Origin of the sequence: Corallococcus silvisoli (assembly GCF_009909145.1) — a bacterium.
GTDB lineage: Bacteria > Myxococcota > Myxococcia > Myxococcales > Myxococcaceae > Corallococcus > Corallococcus silvisoli.
The window spans coordinates 848,841-864,836 of sequence record NZ_JAAAPJ010000001.1; the positions used below are offsets into that span (position 1 = coordinate 848,841).

The 15,996-nt window shown below is 69.6% G+C and carries 12 protein-coding genes; 7 read left to right on the top strand and 5 right to left on the bottom strand.

Features of this window, described 5'->3' with window-relative positions; all coding sequences use genetic code 11:
• Positions 1–9 precede the first annotated feature (9 nt).
• The 3 genes from GTY96_RS03420 to GTY96_RS03430 form a co-directional block, all read right to left on the bottom strand.
• The gene (locus tag GTY96_RS03420) at positions 10–1,620 is read right to left on the bottom strand and encodes a lactate racemase domain-containing protein (protein ID WP_161663812.1); all 1,611 of its coding nucleotides are present in this window, start codon (positions 1,618–1,620) and stop codon (positions 10–12) included.
• A gap of 26 nt (positions 1,621–1,646) precedes the next feature.
• Positions 1,647–2,312, bottom strand: coding sequence for an HAD family hydrolase (locus tag GTY96_RS03425; RefSeq protein ID WP_143899092.1), 666 nt, complete (start codon positions 2,310–2,312; stop codon positions 1,647–1,649).
• A gap of 105 nt (positions 2,313–2,417) precedes the next feature.
• Positions 2,418–3,422, bottom strand: coding sequence for an NAD-dependent epimerase/dehydratase family protein (locus GTY96_RS03430; RefSeq protein ID WP_161663813.1), 1,005 nt, complete (start codon positions 3,420–3,422; stop codon positions 2,418–2,420).
• 380 nt (positions 3,423–3,802) lie between these two features.
• Between GTY96_RS03430 and GTY96_RS03435 the strand changes: the two genes are divergently transcribed.
• The 6 genes from GTY96_RS03435 to hemH all read left to right on the top strand — a co-directional run bounded on the left by GTY96_RS03435 (position 3,803) and on the right by hemH (position 12,216).
• Entirely contained in the window at positions 3,803–4,135 is a 333-nt protein-coding gene (locus GTY96_RS03435) for an SWIB/MDM2 domain-containing protein (RefSeq protein ID WP_120527703.1), read from the top strand.
• Positions 4,136–4,323: 188 nt separating this feature from the next.
• A complete protein-coding gene (gene treY, locus GTY96_RS03440) occupies positions 4,324–7,431 on the top strand; it encodes a malto-oligosyltrehalose synthase (RefSeq protein WP_186001741.1) in 3,108 nt (1,035 codons plus the stop codon).
• Positions 7,428–9,572 carry a glycogen debranching protein GlgX gene (gene glgX, locus GTY96_RS03445; protein ID WP_161663814.1) on the top strand — a complete coding sequence of 715 codons (2,145 nt, stop codon included), beginning with the start codon at positions 7,428–7,430 and terminating at the stop codon, positions 9,570–9,572. Before treY ends, glgX begins: the two co-directional genes overlap by 4 nt.
• A gap of 113 nt (positions 9,573–9,685) precedes the next feature.
• Positions 9,686–10,681 carry a TerC family protein gene (locus tag GTY96_RS03450; RefSeq protein WP_304503193.1) on the top strand — a complete coding sequence of 332 codons (996 nt, stop codon included), beginning with the start codon at positions 9,686–9,688 and terminating at the stop codon, positions 10,679–10,681.
• A 63-nt stretch (positions 10,682–10,744) separates the two neighbouring features.
• Positions 10,745–11,128 (top strand): Co2+/Mg2+ efflux protein ApaG, encoded by a 384-nt coding sequence (gene apaG / locus GTY96_RS03455; RefSeq protein ID WP_143898469.1) that lies wholly within the window; start codon positions 10,745–10,747, stop codon positions 11,126–11,128.
• A 20-nt stretch (positions 11,129–11,148) separates the two neighbouring features.
• Complete coding sequence (hemH, locus tag GTY96_RS03460; protein WP_161663815.1) at positions 11,149–12,216, top strand: ferrochelatase; 1,068 nt, start codon at positions 11,149–11,151, stop codon at positions 12,214–12,216.
• Here hemH and GTY96_RS03465 read toward each other — a convergent pair.
• Positions 12,191–13,267, bottom strand: coding sequence for a hypothetical protein (locus GTY96_RS03465; protein WP_161663816.1), 1,077 nt, complete (start codon positions 13,265–13,267; stop codon positions 12,191–12,193). The two genes, hemH and GTY96_RS03465, sit on opposite strands and share 26 nt — an antisense overlap.
• 430 nt (positions 13,268–13,697) lie before the next feature.
• On the opposite strand from GTY96_RS03465, the gene GTY96_RS03470 reads away from it, so the two are divergent.
• A complete protein-coding gene (locus tag GTY96_RS03470; protein ID WP_161663817.1) occupies positions 13,698–15,380 on the top strand; it encodes an aldo/keto reductase in 1,683 nt (560 codons plus the stop codon).
• Between the two features lie 28 nt (positions 15,381–15,408).
• Here the strand turns inward: GTY96_RS03470 and GTY96_RS03475 are convergent, their stop codons facing one another.
• Positions 15,409–15,579, bottom strand: coding sequence for a Sua5 family C-terminal domain-containing protein (locus GTY96_RS03475; RefSeq protein WP_328700776.1), 171 nt, complete (start codon positions 15,577–15,579; stop codon positions 15,409–15,411).
• Between the last annotated feature and the right edge of the window lie 417 nt (positions 15,580–15,996).

Below are 15,996 nucleotides of genomic sequence, written 5' to 3' on the forward strand. Positions count from 1 at the left end.
GCGACCCTTTCACTTCACGTCCACCATCACCGTGGGCGCGATGCGCAGCAGGCTGATGGACGCCGAGCGCCCCATGAAGCCGCGCGCCTCTTCAATCGCCTCGGAGAGGGTGTCGGTGCGGTCCCAGCCGAGCAGGGCCGGGACGTGGTTGTTCTCCGCGCCCGCGACGATGACCTTGCCCACGTGCTGGCGGCCGTTCTCGCCCCAGTACCACATGTAGAAGGGGTGGACGCCGTGGTAGGCGTTGCCCTTGCGGTACAGGTGCACGTAGCTGGGGTTCTCCGCGAACTCCTTCTCGTACTTGTGCTCCAGCTTCATGGAGTCCCGCGTCTCCGGCAGCAGCCGGTGGAAGAACTCGATGTAGCTGGGGTGCTGCACGGGGTCGAACTCGTCGTAGGCCGGGTGCAGGAGGATGAGCACGCCCCCCTTCTTCACCAGCGGCACGCCCCGGTTGAGGTTGTAGAAGTAGCCCAGCCCCATCACCTGCACGAGCAGCGGGTTGAGGACGGAGTTGACGCTGTAGGGGCTGACGAACGGGATGGGGAAGATGACGATGTCGCTCTGCCCCTCCACCGGCACCACGTACTGCTTCCAGCTCTGCTCCAGCGTCTTCGCGTGCGTGGGCTCCGTGGCCCCCGCGAACACGCCCGTCACGTCATAGGGCGCGGGGATGGCGTTGAGCACCTTGCGCGCCGCGGCGCGGGGCAGCTTGGACAGCGTGAAGCGCAGGGCCTGGAACTTCAGCCGGTCCGCCTCCGTGTAGTCCTCTTCCTTCTTCGCCAGGAAGTCCGTGGGCGCGCCGAACATGCGGTTGTTCAGCGTGGTCTCGATGTGGAAGACCTTGAGCGTGTTGTCGATGACCGTCCCGATGCGCGAGTTCTTCGTGTAGAGCGCGCTCGCCTTCGGCTCCATGTAGCTGTCCGACTCGCGGATGGTCTTCGGGTTGTGGTGGTGCCGCAGCGACGCGTAGTTCGTCACGCCCGTGCCCATGGACTTGTGCCCGCCGTTCATGGGCACGAAGTTGATGTTCACGTAGACGATGAGGTCGCTCTCCGCGACGCGGCGGTTCACCGCCACGACCTCGTTGTGGCTGGTGCGCTCCAGCTCCGTCATCCCGTCCGGATCTTCCGCGTCGTGGTTGTAGTAGCGGTCCGGGTAGTAGGCGTCGAAGATCTTCTCGCCCACCATGCGCTTCATCTCGCCTTCGGTCATCCGGCGGTGCAGCGCGTTGGCGATGACCAGGTGCACGTCATCCACGCCGGAGTCGGCGCACAGCTCCAGCACGACCTCCAGGATGGACTGGCGCACGTCCGGCGTGACCATGGGCGGCAGGGGCACGCTGATGTCGTCGATGACGCACGTCAGCCGCATGCCGGGGCGCAGGAGCGCGTGCAGCGGGTCCATGCCCTCCGGGTGGTTGATGGCCCAGCGGATGGCGGCCTTCACGTTGGGCACGCCCTCCAGCGGGGGGCGGGGGAAGATGACCCGGGTACCCACGGGCAGGTCTTCCTGGAGGAAGCCTTCACCGTAGAAGAGCGCCCGAGGGGGGCTGCCCTTCTCCGTGATGACCACCTGGCTTTCCTCGTCGTACAGCTTCTGGAGCGTCTTGAGCGGGCGCATGGCAGGGGCGGGGGAAGGAGTGGGGGTTACTTCAGGTCCAGGATGGGCCAGTTGTACGCGCGCGCGAGCGAGCGCAGCCGCAGGTCCGGGTTCACCGCGGTGGGCCGTCCCACCACGGCGAGCATGGCGTAGTCGGAGGCGCTGTCCGAGTAGCCATGGCACTGGTTGAGGGCCAGGCCCTCGCGCTCACAGTAGGCGCGGATGGCGTTGGCCTTGTTGGCGCCTTCGATGATGGGCGGAATCACCTTGCCGGTGGCCTTGCCGCCCACGAACTGCATCTTGTTGGCGATGACGTCGTCGCAGCCCAGGTGCCGGGCCAGCGGGCGCATGGTGAAGTCCAGCGCACCGGTCACGAGCACGATGCGGCAGCCGGCGCGGCGCGCCTCGTCGATGAGGTCCTGCGTCTGCTCGTACAGGGCGGGCTTGAGGACGTCCTCGAACATGTCCTCCGCGATGGTGACCAGCCGGTCCTCGCTGAGGCCCGCGTAGTAGCGGTAGAAGAACTCGTTGAAGGCCTTGCGGTTGACGGCGTCCAGGATGCCGAACACCGGCAGGCCCAGGGCGGTGCCCAGGGTGCGGCCCGCGATCCCCCGGAGGGAACCCCGGTTGGTCGCGTAGTAGGCGTAGACGTGGACGATGTTCGTCCGCACCAACGTCCCGTCGACGTCGAAGAAGGCGGCTTTGGCGGGCACTTTGGGGGGCATGGTCGGTCGGGCTTCCTCCCATCCTGGAGGGGGTCCGGTCAACGATGCCGGAAGGGGGCGGGGTGGGGGGAACCGCCCTGGGAGCGCATGGGGCTATAACCAGCCCTGAGCGCGATACCATTCACCGCTGCGTGTGATCGACTCCGCCAGGTTTCTTCGTGGACGGAAGCCCAGCAGCCGTTCGGCCTTGGCCCCCGAGCACGTCCAGGCCGGGGCCAGCAGCTGCCGCGCCAGCTTCCGGTTGAGGGGGAGCTTGCGGCCCGTCAGCCGCGTGACGCCATCCGCCACCGTCGCCAGGGCCGTCAGCACCGGGGGGTTCAGGCGCCACGTGCGCGGATGGTAGCCCAGCGCCTTCGCCCCCAGGTCCTGCATCTCTTCCAGGGTCAGCCGCTCCGGGCCCGCGCAGAAGAACGCCTCGCCCAGGGCCTCCGGCCGCTCCGCCAGGACGAGCAGCAGGTCCACCACGTCCTCCACGTCCACCAGGGACAGCGGCCGGGGACCGCCGGCCAGCTCCAGCCGGATGCCCTGCTTGCCCAGCTTGAAGAACGTCAGGTTTTCCCGGTCTCCGGGCCCGAGGATGCGGGGCGGGCGGATCACCGTGACGGGCAGCCGGTCCTGGAAGGAGAACGCGATGCGCTCCGCCTCCGCCTTGCTCTCGCCGTACCACTCGTGGGGGTGGAACGCGTCCTCCTCCACATGGGGCCTGTCCGGGGTGGAGGGCCCGTGCGAGGCCAGCGACCCGCACATCACCAGCCGGGGCCGGGTGCCGCCGGGCGGGGCCTCCAGGGCGGCCAGGGCCTCGCAGAGGTGCTGGGTGCCGCCCGCGTTGACGCGCATGAACTCGTCCCGCAGCGCGGCGCGTCGGATGCCGGCCAGGTGGAAGACGACGTCCACGCCCTTCACCGCGGCGTCCAGCGAGGCCCGGTCCGTCACGTCGCCGACGAGGCGCGTCCAGGGGTGCCCTTCGAGCGCCTTCTCCAACTCGCGGGTGTCCGTGGTGGGGCGCAGCAGGCAACAGACGCGGTCGCCGCGAGCGGCCAGGGCCCGCGCGAGCCAGGTCCCCAGGAAGCCACCGGCGCCGGTGATGAGGGCATTCATGGATGCTGTTTCATCCGAAAAGCCACATCCCGTCCACCGCCGAAATGGGGCCCCCCGTCCTAGAGGGGGCGCGGGTCCGTGGCGCCGACTTTCCGCCTCCGGACGCGTTCCGGGGCGCATTCCCCGAGGGAAAACGGCCTCCGGAGCCTGTTTCTGGGGCTCCGGAGGCGCCGTGAGGCTTCCGCTCCCGAGGGAAGAATGCGCTGCGGGGCCGAGTTCTAGCCTTCGAATCCATCGCTCCGAGGCTTCTCCGAGGGAAAAAGCACGCGATGGGCGCTGTTTTTCGAGCGGGGCCGTGCTACTACGCGCCATCGGCTCTAGCTTGAAGATGCAAGCACGCCGTGCAACGTCCCCTTCGGAGGGGAGGAGACACAAGACGAATGGCCGCCAAGAAAGCCGCTGCGAAGAAGACCGCTGCTCCCGCCGCCAAGAAGGCCCCTGCTGCCAAGAAGGCCGCGGGCCGTAAGCCGAACGCCGCGTTCATGAAGGAGATGACGCCTTCCACCGAGCTGGCGGCGATCGTCGGTAACAAGCCGCTGCCCCGCACCGCGGTGGTCAGCAAGATCTGGGACTACATCAAGAAGAACAACCTCCAGGACGCGAAGAACAAGCGCCAGATCAACGCCGACGACAAGCTGAAGCCCATCTTCGGCGGCAAGAAGAACGTCACCATGTTCGAGATGACCGCGCTGGTGAACAAGCACCTGAGCTGAGCGGTGCAGGGCCCGTCGGGGCCGTCGCCGGTCGCCCGAAGGACCCCGAGGGCTCGTCACGCATCGCGCGGGACGGGCCCTCCGCCTTTTTCCCCTGTCCACCCGGAGCCCACCGGAGCGTTGAAAAGGGGGCGAAGGCCCATCTGCCCGCTGGCGGACGCGCTGCGTCGGACCTAGCTCTGCGGGTCATGTACCAGGACGGGTTCGAGGCTGGGGAGCGCTCCGTACGGCAGGCGGACGCGGATGGCGCGCACACGACAGTGGAGGCCTTGGCGGAGGGCCTGTTCGAGCAGGTGCGGAGCCAGGTGCAGTCGCGGCGCGTCACGCCGTTGTCCACCTACCGGATGCAGCTGCACCAGGGCTTCACCTTCCAGCAGGCGAAGGCCGTGGTGCCGTACCTGGCCCGGCTGGGCGTGAGCGACTTCTACGCGTCCCCCTACCTCAAGGCCACGCCGGGCAGCACCCATGGCTATGACTGCGTGGACCACCAACGGCTCAACCCGGAGGTGGGCTCACCGGAGGACCACGAGGCCTTCTGCGACGCCCTGCGCGAGCACCAGATGGGGCAGGTGCTGGACGTGGTGCCCAACCACATGGGCATCGAGCGCGACAACCGGCTGTGGTGGGACGTGCTGGAGAACGGCCCGTCATCCGTCTACGCGAAGTTCTTCGACGTGGACTGGCGGCCGGTGAAGGACGAGCTGGCGGACAAGGTGCTCCTGCCCATCCTGGGCGACCAGTACGGCATCGTGCTGGAGCGCGGGGAGCTGAAGCTGTCGTACGCGTCCGGCGCCTTCCACCTGCACTACTACGACCACCGGCTGCCGGTGGCCCCGCGCCAGTACGCCAGCCTCCTGGGGCATGGCCTGGAGCGGCTGCGGAATCAGCTGGGCGAGGCGTCGCCGCACCTGGTGGAGCTGCTCTCCATCCTCACCGCGCTGGAGCACCTGCCCCCGCGCACGGAGGTGAACCCGGCGAAGGTGGTGGAGCGCCACCGCGAGAAGGAGGTCATCAAGCGGCGGCTGGCCGCGGTGGTGGCGGACAGCGAGGTGCTGGCGGAGTACGTGGAGGAGAACGTCCGGGTGTTCAACGGCACGCCCGGCAACGTGCGCTCCTTCGACATGCTGGACGCGCTGCTGCAGGGGTGCAGCTACCGGCTGGCGCACTGGCGGGTGGCGGGGGAGGAGATCAACTACCGCCGCTTCTTCGACATCAATGGCCTCGCGGCCATCCGCGTGGAGGACCCGGACGTCTTCCAGGAAGCCCACCAGCTCATCTTCGACTGGCTGCGCGAGGAGCGGGTCACGGGCCTGCGAATCGACCATCCGGACGGCCTGTTCGACCCCACCGCCTACTTCCTGGACCTCCAGGAGCGCTTCTTCGTGGAGCGCGCGCGGGCGCGCTTCGAGGCGGAGCACGCGGGCGGGGCGGGTTCGCGCTGGGCGGAGGTGGAGGCGCTGCTGCGCGCGAAGTGGCGCGGCGAGGTGATGGACACGCCGGACAGCCCGCTGCGCAAGGCGCTCTTCGTGGCGGTGGAGAAGATCCAGGGCGGCCGCGAGCGCATCCCGGACGCGTGGGGGGTGCACGGCACCACCGGCTACCGCTTCGCCAACGCGGTGAGCGGCCTCTTCGTGCACCCGGCCGCGGAGGCGCACTTGACGGAGACGTACGAGCGCTTCGCGGGCGGCACGCAGGACTTCGCGGAGCTCGTGTACCAGAAGAAGCTGCTCATCATGCGCGTGAGCATGGCGAGCGAGATCAACGTGCTGGCGCACGAGCTCAACCGCATCTCGGAGATGAACCGCCGCACGCGCGACTTCACGCTCAACAGCCTGCGGCGCGCGTTGGTGGAGTTCATCGCGCTGTTCCCCGTCTACCGCACCTACGTGGACGGCTGGCGCGCGGAGCTGGACGTGCGCGACGTGCAGTACATCGAGTGGACGCTCCAGCGCGCGAAGGAGCGCAACACCACCACCAACGCGTCCATCTTCGACTTCCTGCGCGACATCCTCCTGGGCCGCTACCCGGAGCACGTGGGCGACGAGGAGAGGGCGGTGATGCTGCGCTTCGCGATGAAGCTCCAGCAGGTGACGGGGCCCGTGATGGCCAAGGGGCTGGAGGACACCGTCTTCTACATCTACAACCGGCTGGTGAGCCTCAACGAGGTGGGCGGCGAGCCGGAGCACTTCGGCATGCGCGCCACCACCTTCCACCTGCGCAACCAGGAGCGCGCGGAGCGCTGGCCGGGGAGCATGCTCACCTCCAGCACCCACGACACCAAGCGCAGCGAGGACGTGCGGGCGCGCATCAACGTCCTCACGGAGCTGCCAGAGGCCTGGCGCGAGCGGGTGCGCGCCTGGGCGGACCTGACGCAGCCCTTCGTCAGCCACCTGCCCTCGGGCCCCGCGCCGTCCTCCAACGACGTCTACTTGTTCTTCCAGACGCTGGTGGGCGCGTGGCCCATGGGCGAGCACGTGCCCGCCGACGAGCTGAAGGCGTTCCACCGCCGCGTGCGCGAGTACATGGGCAAGGCCATCAAGGAGGCCAAGGTCCGCACGTCGTGGACCAACCCGGACGGCGCCTATGACGACGCGATGGCGCGCTTCGTGGACGCGTGCTTCGACCCGGCGAAGGGCGGCGCGTTCCTGGACGACGTGAGGGCCTTCAAGCGCCGCATCGAGCGCGCGGGCCAGCACAACTCGCTGGGGCAGCTGCTCCTGAAGCTGGCCTCGCCCGGCGTGGCGGATACATACCAGGGCTGCGAGCTGTGGGACCTGTCGCTGGTGGATCCCGACAACCGCCGGCCGGTGGACTACGCGCTGCGAGAGAAGCTGCTCGCGGCGCTGGACGCGGCGGCGGCGAAGGACCGGCCGGCCCTGTGCGCGCGGCTGTCCGCGGACCTGGACGACGGACAGGGGAAGCTCTTCCTGCTGGCGGAGGCGCTGCGGCTGCGCCAGCGGCACGCGGACCTGTTCCGCGGCGGGGGCTACGAGGCGCTGGAGGTGTCCGGTCCCCGCTCGCCCGCGGCGGTGGCGTTCGCGCGCACGCACGGTGCCAGCGTGCTGATTGCCTGCGCGCCGCGTTACACCTTGGAGGCGCTGGAGTCAGGCGGGCTGGCGAAGGCCTACGACGGCACGTTCCTGGACCTTCCGGAGGCATATGCGGGCATGATGTTCCGCAATGTCTTCACCGGGCGCCCCGTCCGTCCCCAGCCGGGGCCGGGAGGCGTGGGGCTGGCCCTGGGGCCGCTCCTCGCGGAGTTCCCGGTGGTGCTGCTGGAGAGGAGCACTGGATGAGAAGGACCGAGGTGCTTCCAGGGAAGCCGTTTCCCCTGGGCGCCACGTACGACGGGAACGGTGTCAACTTCGCTGTGTTCAGCGAGCACGCGAAGAAGGTGGAGGTCTGTCTCTTCGACCCCGCCGACCCGAAGAAGGAGACCCGCCGCTTCCCGTTGCTGGAGACGACGCATCACGTCTGGCATGGCTACCTGCCGGGCTTGCACGCCGGCGCCCTGTACGGCCTGAGGGTTCACGGGCCGTACGAGCCGAAGAAGGGCCTGCGCTTCAACCCGCACAAGCTCTTGGTGGACCCCTATGCCCGGGCGTTGCACGGCAAGGTGGACCCCAAGGCCCCCATCCACGCCTACGTGCACGGGAGCAAGGACGAGGACCTGTCCTTCGACACGCAGGACGACGCCTGGGGCGTGCCCAAGGGCGTCATCCTGTCGGACGCGTTCGACTGGGAGGGCGACCGGCGGCCGGACGTCCCCTGGCACAAGACGGTCCTCTACGAGCTGCACGTGAAGGGCTTCACGAAGCTCCACCCCCGCGTGCCCGAGCACCTGCGCGGCACCTACGCGGGGCTGGCGCACCCGGCGACGCTCGAACACCTGAAGAAGGTGGGCGTGACGTCCGTGGAGCTGCTGCCCATCCACGCGTTCATGGACGAGCCGTTCCTCACCCAGCGCGGGCGCACCAACTACTGGGGCTACAACACGCTGGGCTTCTTCGCGCCGGACGCGCGCTACAGCGCGTCGGGCTCGCTGGGCGAGCAGGTGTCGGAGTTCAAGGGGATGGTGAAGCTGCTGCACCGCGCGGGCATCGAGGTCATCCTCGACGTGGTCTACAACCACACCTGTGAAGGCAACCACCTGGGGCCCACGCTGTCCTTCAAGGGGCTGGACGCCGGCGCGTACTACCGGCTCAGCGACAAGGACCCGCGCTACTTCATGGACTTCACCGGGTGCGGCAATTCGTGGAACGCCACGCACCCGTACGCGCTGAAGCTCATCGCGGACTCGCTGCGCTACTGGGTGGAGGTGATGCACGTGGACGGCTTCCGCTTCGACCTGGCGACGACGCTGGGGCGGGACCGGCACGGCTACGACACCCGCGCGGCGTTCTTTCAAATCCTCCACCAGGACCCGGTGCTCAGCCGCGTGAAGCTCATCGCGGAGCCCTGGGACGTGGGGGACTACGGCTACCAGGTGGGCAACTTCCCGGTGCTGTGGAGCGAGTGGAACGGCAAGTACCGCGACACCATGCGCCGCTACTGGAAGGGCGACGACCGGCAGGCGGCGGAGATCGGCTCGCGGCTCACTGGCAGCTCGGACCTGTATGCGCTGTCCGGCCGCAAGCCCACGGCGAGCGTGAACTTCGTCACCGCGCACGACGGCTTCACGCTGCATGACCTGGTGACGTACAGCCAGAAGCACAACGAGGCCAACGGCGAGGAGAACCGCGACGGCGCCAACGACAACCACGCGTGGAACTGCGGCGTGGAGGGGGAGACGCACGACCCCAAGGTGAACGCGCTGCGCGAACAGCAGAAGCGCAACTTCCTGGTGTCGCTCTTCCTGTCCCAGGGCGTGCCCATGCTGGTGGCCGGCGACGAGATGGGCCGCACGCAGAAGGGCAACAACAACGCCTACTGCCAGGACAACGAGCTGTCGTGGGTGAACTGGGAGCTGAACGAGATGCAGCGGCAGCTCCTGGACTTCACCACCCGCATCATCAAGCTGCGGCGCGAGCAGCCGGTGCTCTCCAAGCGCCGCTTCTTCCGCGGCGCCCACATCTGGGACAGCGAGCTGAAGGACCTGGCGTGGTTCCGGCCGGACGGCAGGGAGATGAAGCGCGAGGACTGGGAGAAGCCCTATGTGCGCTCCCTCGCCTTCCTGCTGGGGGGCGACGCCATCGCCACGCCGGACGACGAGGGCCACCGCATCGTCGGGGACACGTTGCTGGTGTTGCTCAACGCGCACCACGAGCCCATCACCTTCCTCCTGCCCGCGCTGGAGTGGGGCGCGGACTGGGAGCTGGTGGTGGACACGGCGGCCACGGGCGAGTCCCAGCGCACGCACACCCCCGCGGGGGGCAAGGTGCAGGCGGTGGGGCGCTCCGTGGTGGTGCTGCGGCGGCCCGCGACGGAATGGGAGTAGCCGCCGGGGCCGTCCCGGGGTAGGCAGCGGATTCGAGACGCGCGGCGCGGCACCTCCCCCGGGGTGCCTTCCGCTGGCGCGCGGCGGCTGACCGACCGGGAACGGATGCGCGCGTGACGACCAACACACTCTGGCTCTGGGTGGGCTTCAACGTCTTCGTCCTGGCGATGCTCGCCCTGGACCTGGGGCTGTTCCACCGCAAGGAGCACGTGGTGTCGCCGAAGGAGGCGACGCTGTGGACGCTGGTGTGGGTGAGCATCAGCCTCGCGTTCTGCGGGGGCGTCCTGCACTACGGCGGCCGGGGCCCGGCGCTGGAGTGGCTGACGGCGTACGTGGTGGAGTACGCGCTGTCGGTCGACAACCTCTTCGTCTTCCTGATGGTGTTCGGCTACTTCCGCGTGCCGCCGCAGCACCAGCACCGGGTGCTCTTCTGGGGCATCCTGGGCGCGTTCGTGATGCGCGCGCTGCTCATCGTCGCGGGCACCGCGCTGGTCGCGCGCTTCAACTGGCTCATCTTCCTGTTCGGCGCGTTCCTCGTCTACACGGCCTCCAAGATGCTGTGGGCCAAGGACGACGACGAGGTGGACCCGGAGGCGGGGCTCATCGTCCGGATGGCGCGGCGCCTGTTGCCGGTGGCGCGGCAGGGCGAGGGCAGCCGCTTCTTCCTCACCGAGGACGGCCGGCGCAAGGTGACGCCGCTGTTCATCGTCCTGCTGGTGGTGGAGGCGACGGACCTGCTCTTCGCCATGGACTCCATCCCCGCGGTGCTGGGCATCAGCAAGGACCCGTTCATCATCTACTCGTCCAACGTCTGCGCCATCCTGGGCCTGCGCTCGCTGTTCTTCGTCGTCTCCAGCCTGATGGAGAAGTTCCACCTGCTGAAGGCCGCGCTGGGCGTCATCCTGGCCTTCGTGGGCGTGAAGATGCTCATCGAGCACTGGTACAAGATCCCCATCGGCGTCTCGCTGTCGATCATCGGCGGGTGTCTGGGGGTGGCCATCCTCGCGTCGCTGGTGTTCCCCAAGCCCCCGGAGGCGGAGCAGCCCCCGGAGGTGGCGGAGGCGGACAAGACCCCGGAGGCGCCGGCCCGGAAGCAGGAGCGCGGCTGACGGGCAGCGCCGGGGCCTGTGTTTCCCTTGCATCGGGCGGGAGTCGCTGCCAAGTCTTCCGCCATGTCCACCGCCACCACCGATGGCATCCGCGTCACCGTGGAGCCGACCTTCTGGCCGGAGCGCAGCACGCCTGAGTCCGGTCAGTTCGCCTTCATGTACAAGGTGGAGATCGCCAACGAAGGCGAGGTCCCCGCGCAGCTCCACGCCCGGCACTGGCTCATCACCGACGCCCAGGGGCACGTGGACGAGGTGAAGGGCGAGGGCGTGGTGGGCCGCCAGCCTCACCTCAAGCCGGGCGAGCGGTTCGAGTACACGAGCTGGGCGATGCTGCGCACGCCCTTCGGCACCATGCGCGGCACCTACGAGATGGTGCGCCCGGATGGCACGCGCTTCGAGGCGCGCATCGCCGAGTTCGCCCTCACGCTGCCCCACTCGCTGCACTGAAGGCCCCGGGGGGACACGCCATGGCCGTGCCGACCACGAAGCGGGGGCTGCTGCTCGTCAACCTGGGGACGCCGGACGCGCCCGAGTCCGGGCCGGTGCGCCGCTACCTGCGCGAGTTCCTCAGCGACCCGCGCGTCATCGACATCCACCCCGTGGGGCGCTGGTTCCTGCTGAACCTCTTCATCCTGCCCTTCCGCCCCGCGAAGAGCGCGGAGGCGTACCGCAAGGTGTGGATGCGGGAGGGTTCGCCGCTGCTCGTGCACGGCCGCGCGCTGGAGGCCGCGGTGGCCGAGCGGCTGAAGGACGACTACGAGGTGGCGCTGGCCATGCGCTACGGCAACCCGTCGTTGCCGGACACCGTCGCGGCGCTCCGGGCGAAGGGCGTGTCGGAGTTCACGGTGCTGCCGCTGTACCCGCAGGAGGCGACGTCGTCCGCGTCATCATCGCTGGCGCGCCTCTACGAGGTGCTGGCGGAGGGCTGGGACGTCCCCAACGTGCGCGCGGTGCCGGCCTTCCACGACGACGCGGGCTTCCTGGACGCGTTCGCGGCGGTGGCCCGGCCGGTGATCTCCGACGCGCGCGCGGACCACGTGCTCTTCAGCTTCCACGGGCTGCCGGAGCGGCACATGCGCAAGAGCGACCCGACGGGGCGGCACTGCCTGGCGTCCCAGGGCTGCTGCGACGTGCTGACGGCCGAGAACCGGCACTGCTACCGCGCGCAGTGCTACTCCACGGCGCGGCTCCTGGCCCAGCGGCTGGGGCTGCCGGAGGGCGGCTACACCGTGGCCTTCCAGTCGCGCCTGGGGCGCACGCCGTGGGTGAAGCCCTACACGGACGTGGTGCTGCCGGAGCTGGCGGCGAAGGGCGTGAAGCGGCTGGCGGTGATGTGCCCGGCCTTCGTGGCGGACTGCCTGGAGACGCTGGAAGAGATAGGCCTCCGCGCGAAGGAGCAGTTCGTGGAGGCGGGCGGGGAGGCGCTGACGCTGGTGCCGTCCCTCAACGCCCACCCGGAGTGGGTGGACGCCGTGGTGCGGATGGTGCGCGCGTCGGACGGGCCGTCCGCTACGGCGTCGGCGGGGTCGCGGTAGGCGGGGTCGCGGTGGGCGTCTGGGGCGCGCTGACGGGCGTGACGCGGGCCTGGTAGGTGCCCACGGGCAGGTTCACCGCGGGCTGGGCGGGGCCGGTGATGGTGGTGGAGAGGGTGCCCTCCCACGAGCGCCACTGCCCGGCCTTCACCAGGAACTCCCCCTTGCCGCGGACCTTCACGGTGGCGCCCAGCTCGGTGCCTTCGGGAGGCCCGGTGGGGGCCGCGGGGGCGTCCGCGGGCTCGTCGGCGCCTTCGGTGGGGGTGCCGCCTTCGGTGCCCGTCATGCGCACGCCCTTCTTGGCGCCGCTGTTGACCACGCTGACGCGCGGGGCGGAGAGGGTGCCGCCGAACTGCTCCACGATGTCGTACTCGAGCGTGGCCACCTGCTCGCCGTTGTCGCCCGGGCTGACGGAGACGAGCTTCACGCGGTTGTGGCGCTCGCCGCCGGGGTCGCGGCGGAACTGGGTGCCCAGGGCGTCCGGGGCGGTCAGCTCGGTGCCCAGGGACCACGTCTCACCGGGGCGCACGGGGTCGCGCGGCAGCTCCAGCACCAGCGTGGCCAGGTTGCGCTCCAGGCCATGGAGCCCGTCGATGATGAAGCCGCGGTCGCTGAAGCTGGCGTCCTCCGGGGCTCCGCCCGCGGGCGTCACGCGCAGGTGGCGCTCACCGGAGCGGTCCAGCTCCAGGAGGTAGGTGATCTCCGAGGGGACGGGGGCCGCGGCGGCCGTGGGGGCCGGGGCGGGGGCGGCCTTGGCGCCCTTCTTCTTCTTGTCGGCCTTGGGCTCCGCGGGAGCGGACTCGGGGACTGCCGCGTTGCGGTCCAGCGCGAGGCCCAGGCGGAAGGAGATGGGGGCGTCCTGGACGAGCTTCCAGCGCAGCACGACGGCGTCCTTGGGCACGGCGGGCGCCGCGGGGGGCGGCGCGGCCTCCTCGACGGGGGCGGGCGCGGTGGCCCCGGGCGGGCGCGGGATGGGCTCCATCTTCCCGGGGGCTTCCTGCTTGCAGGCGGTGAACGCGAGGGCAACGAGCAGACCGGACAGACTTCGCTTCACGGGGACACTCCTGGGTGACCGTCGCGGGATAGCGGAGCGGACGGCGGTTGTAAAAGGGAGAAGGTGGATTGACGCGGCCCGCTGAAGTGGGGGCTTCAAGGATGGCCGTACGGTGCCACGCCCCGGGGTGAAGCCCTGGGGCTCGGTCCCCTCTCCAAGAAGGGAGCCTGGGGGAGCGGGGCCCCCGACCGCAAGACCCCTCGGCCATCAGGAGGACCCCCGGGCTTCCGCCGGGCGCGGTCCTCTTCCCGGATCTGGGGGCGCGCCGCGAAGCCCTCCTCGCGCGTATCGTCGGCGCTGCCAGGGATTGAAGGACGCCCAAGGTGAGGTCGGCCGTTTCGTCCTGGCGATGGGAGGTGCTGACTCGCGGGGGTCCGCGTTGAGCGCTGTCGTCGACGACTGCTACCTTCGCGGCACGAGGGGACGAACCATGTTTTGCCGACGCTGTCACAAACGCGCGAACCAGTGCATCTGCCGCGCGGGCCCGCAGCTCCGAGCGGTCGAGCGGGGCTCCATCGCGGGCCCGAGCGGTCAGCTCCCCATGGGCGTCACGCACCCCGTGCTGGATCCGCCCCCGGGGCTCGCCACCGAGCTGGACGACCGCGACCTCGACCAGGCTTTCGGCACGGACGTTGGCAAGACCCGGCCGAACGTGGAGAAGAAGCGGATCATCGGCCAGGCGCTGGACGCGGGCTACCGGCTCCTGGACTGCGCGCTCCTCTACGATTCGTTCGCCAGTGTCTGTGAGTGCTTGCGCGAGCGCGACCTGCTCGACGAGGCCTTCATCCTCTTCAAGGTGAAGCCCACGGAGATCGCCGAGCTGCGAGGCGTCTTCCGGCCGCTGGGGCGGGGGCCGGACATCCTGATGCTGCACGAGATGGCGGCGACCACCTCGAAGACGGTGACCGCGATCGGCGAGCTGGCCAATCGGATCCGCAGCGGCAACGGGCGCTACCTGGGCCTCAGCAACGTCACCACCGTGGAGGAGCTGCGCACCCTCTGCGAGGCCGCGCGGGGCTTCCGGGTGCCGGTGTCCTGCGTCCAGAACCGGTGCAGCCCGTACTACCAGGACACGGAGATCCGCCGGTACTGCCGCGAGCAGGGCATCGTGTACCTCGCGTACGGGCTGATGGGCAGCCGGCAGCAGGGGGCCTGTCACGGTGAGGGTTACGGGCTGCCGACGCTGTATCTGTTGCCCACCCTGGACCCGCGACTGGAGGCCCTGGCCGGGGGACTCCAGCTCCGGGATGCGGGTCGGCTCCGGCCGGCCTCGACGGGCGAGCTGCTGCTGTACTGGGCGTTCATGCAGAACGTCATCCCCGTGGCCTTCTCCACCGACCGGGAGCGGGTGCGCTACAACCTGGAGGCGACCCAGATCAGCGCGGGGGCCACGCTGCGAGGCATCGAGGCGCTGTTCAGCGTCCCCCAGATGGACGGCGCCCGCGCCATCCGGACTCGCGATTCGCCGATTCGCGCGCTCTACATGGCGCTCCGCGACCCGACGGCGTGGTGGCTCCTGGACGAGGTGTGCCGGGTCTCCGGACCGCTGATGGCCGCGCTGGTCGAGCGCGCGGGGCTCGGGTCCTCCGTGGCGTTGCGCAACATCGTCTACAACCTGATGCGCTTCGTCGCCGACCTCCAGTCCAACAACATGCCCTGGCAGGAGACCCTGCGGGACGAGTTCCAGCAGCTCGACACGGCGTTCCGGAGCGCGGGGGACGCGGACGCGAAGCGGCGCCTCTTCGAGCTCTGCTACGAGTGGTTGATGAAGGACTCCCTGGCGGGCGGTGGCGTGAAGGAGGCCCTGGACCGGCCCGGGGAGATCCGCAACGGCAGATATGTCCCGGCGCACCCGGTGACCGCCACGGGGCGGCTCGCGGCGGGGCAGTCAGCCCGGCTCGTCGAGCGGCGGCCGGACGTGGGGACCGTGCTCACCCTCAAGGAGAGCGACCACTCCACGTACATGGATGGCTATACCCCCGTGGAGTTCGAGGACCTGGCCGCGAACCAGGTCTACGACGTGCTCTACTGCGGGCAGCACGACCTCAGCGTCCGGCTCTTGTCAGCGGGCTCCCGGCCCAAGGCGGCGGTCCTCAAGCCCGAGCCGTTATGAGCGTGGGGGCGGGGGCGTTGGTGGCCGCTCACCCTTCGCGGGGGGCCGCCGCGCGGGACAGCCGGTCGCGCACGGCGATGCCCAGGCCGCTGGCGGCGGGCAGGCAGGCCACGAGCACGTCGTGGCCCTGTTCATCCGCCTCCCGCAGCCGCGCATAGAGGACGCGCGCGGCCTCCGCCGGTTGTCTGGGATCGCGTATTCAAGGGAGGGTTTTGCCTGCACCGTGGTCCCTTGATACGATTTCTATATGCTTCGGCTTGAGGCCCTAACGCCCTCAAGATCGCTGAGGCTTCGAATGCGTGCTCAGTCGTGGCAACCGGTTAGGGGTGAGGTCAGAGTTGCCTCACGAGGATGAGGATGCACCCGAGATGGAGGAAGCCGAGGAAGTTCTCCACCTTCACCTCGTAGTGGGTGACGAGGTGCCGAAAGTCCTGAAGCTAGACAAAGAGTCGCTCCACCTTCCAGTGTCGGCGGTTTCGACGTGGCTCTCGCCCATCCTGGTCTTCGTCTCGTGCGCTCGGCGGTGGGGCACAATGAACCTCGCTCCTCGCTCGTGCCACAGTCGCTCGTCGAAAGATTTCGGCTTCGTGTCCGCGAGGCGGTGCACGCTCGCGAA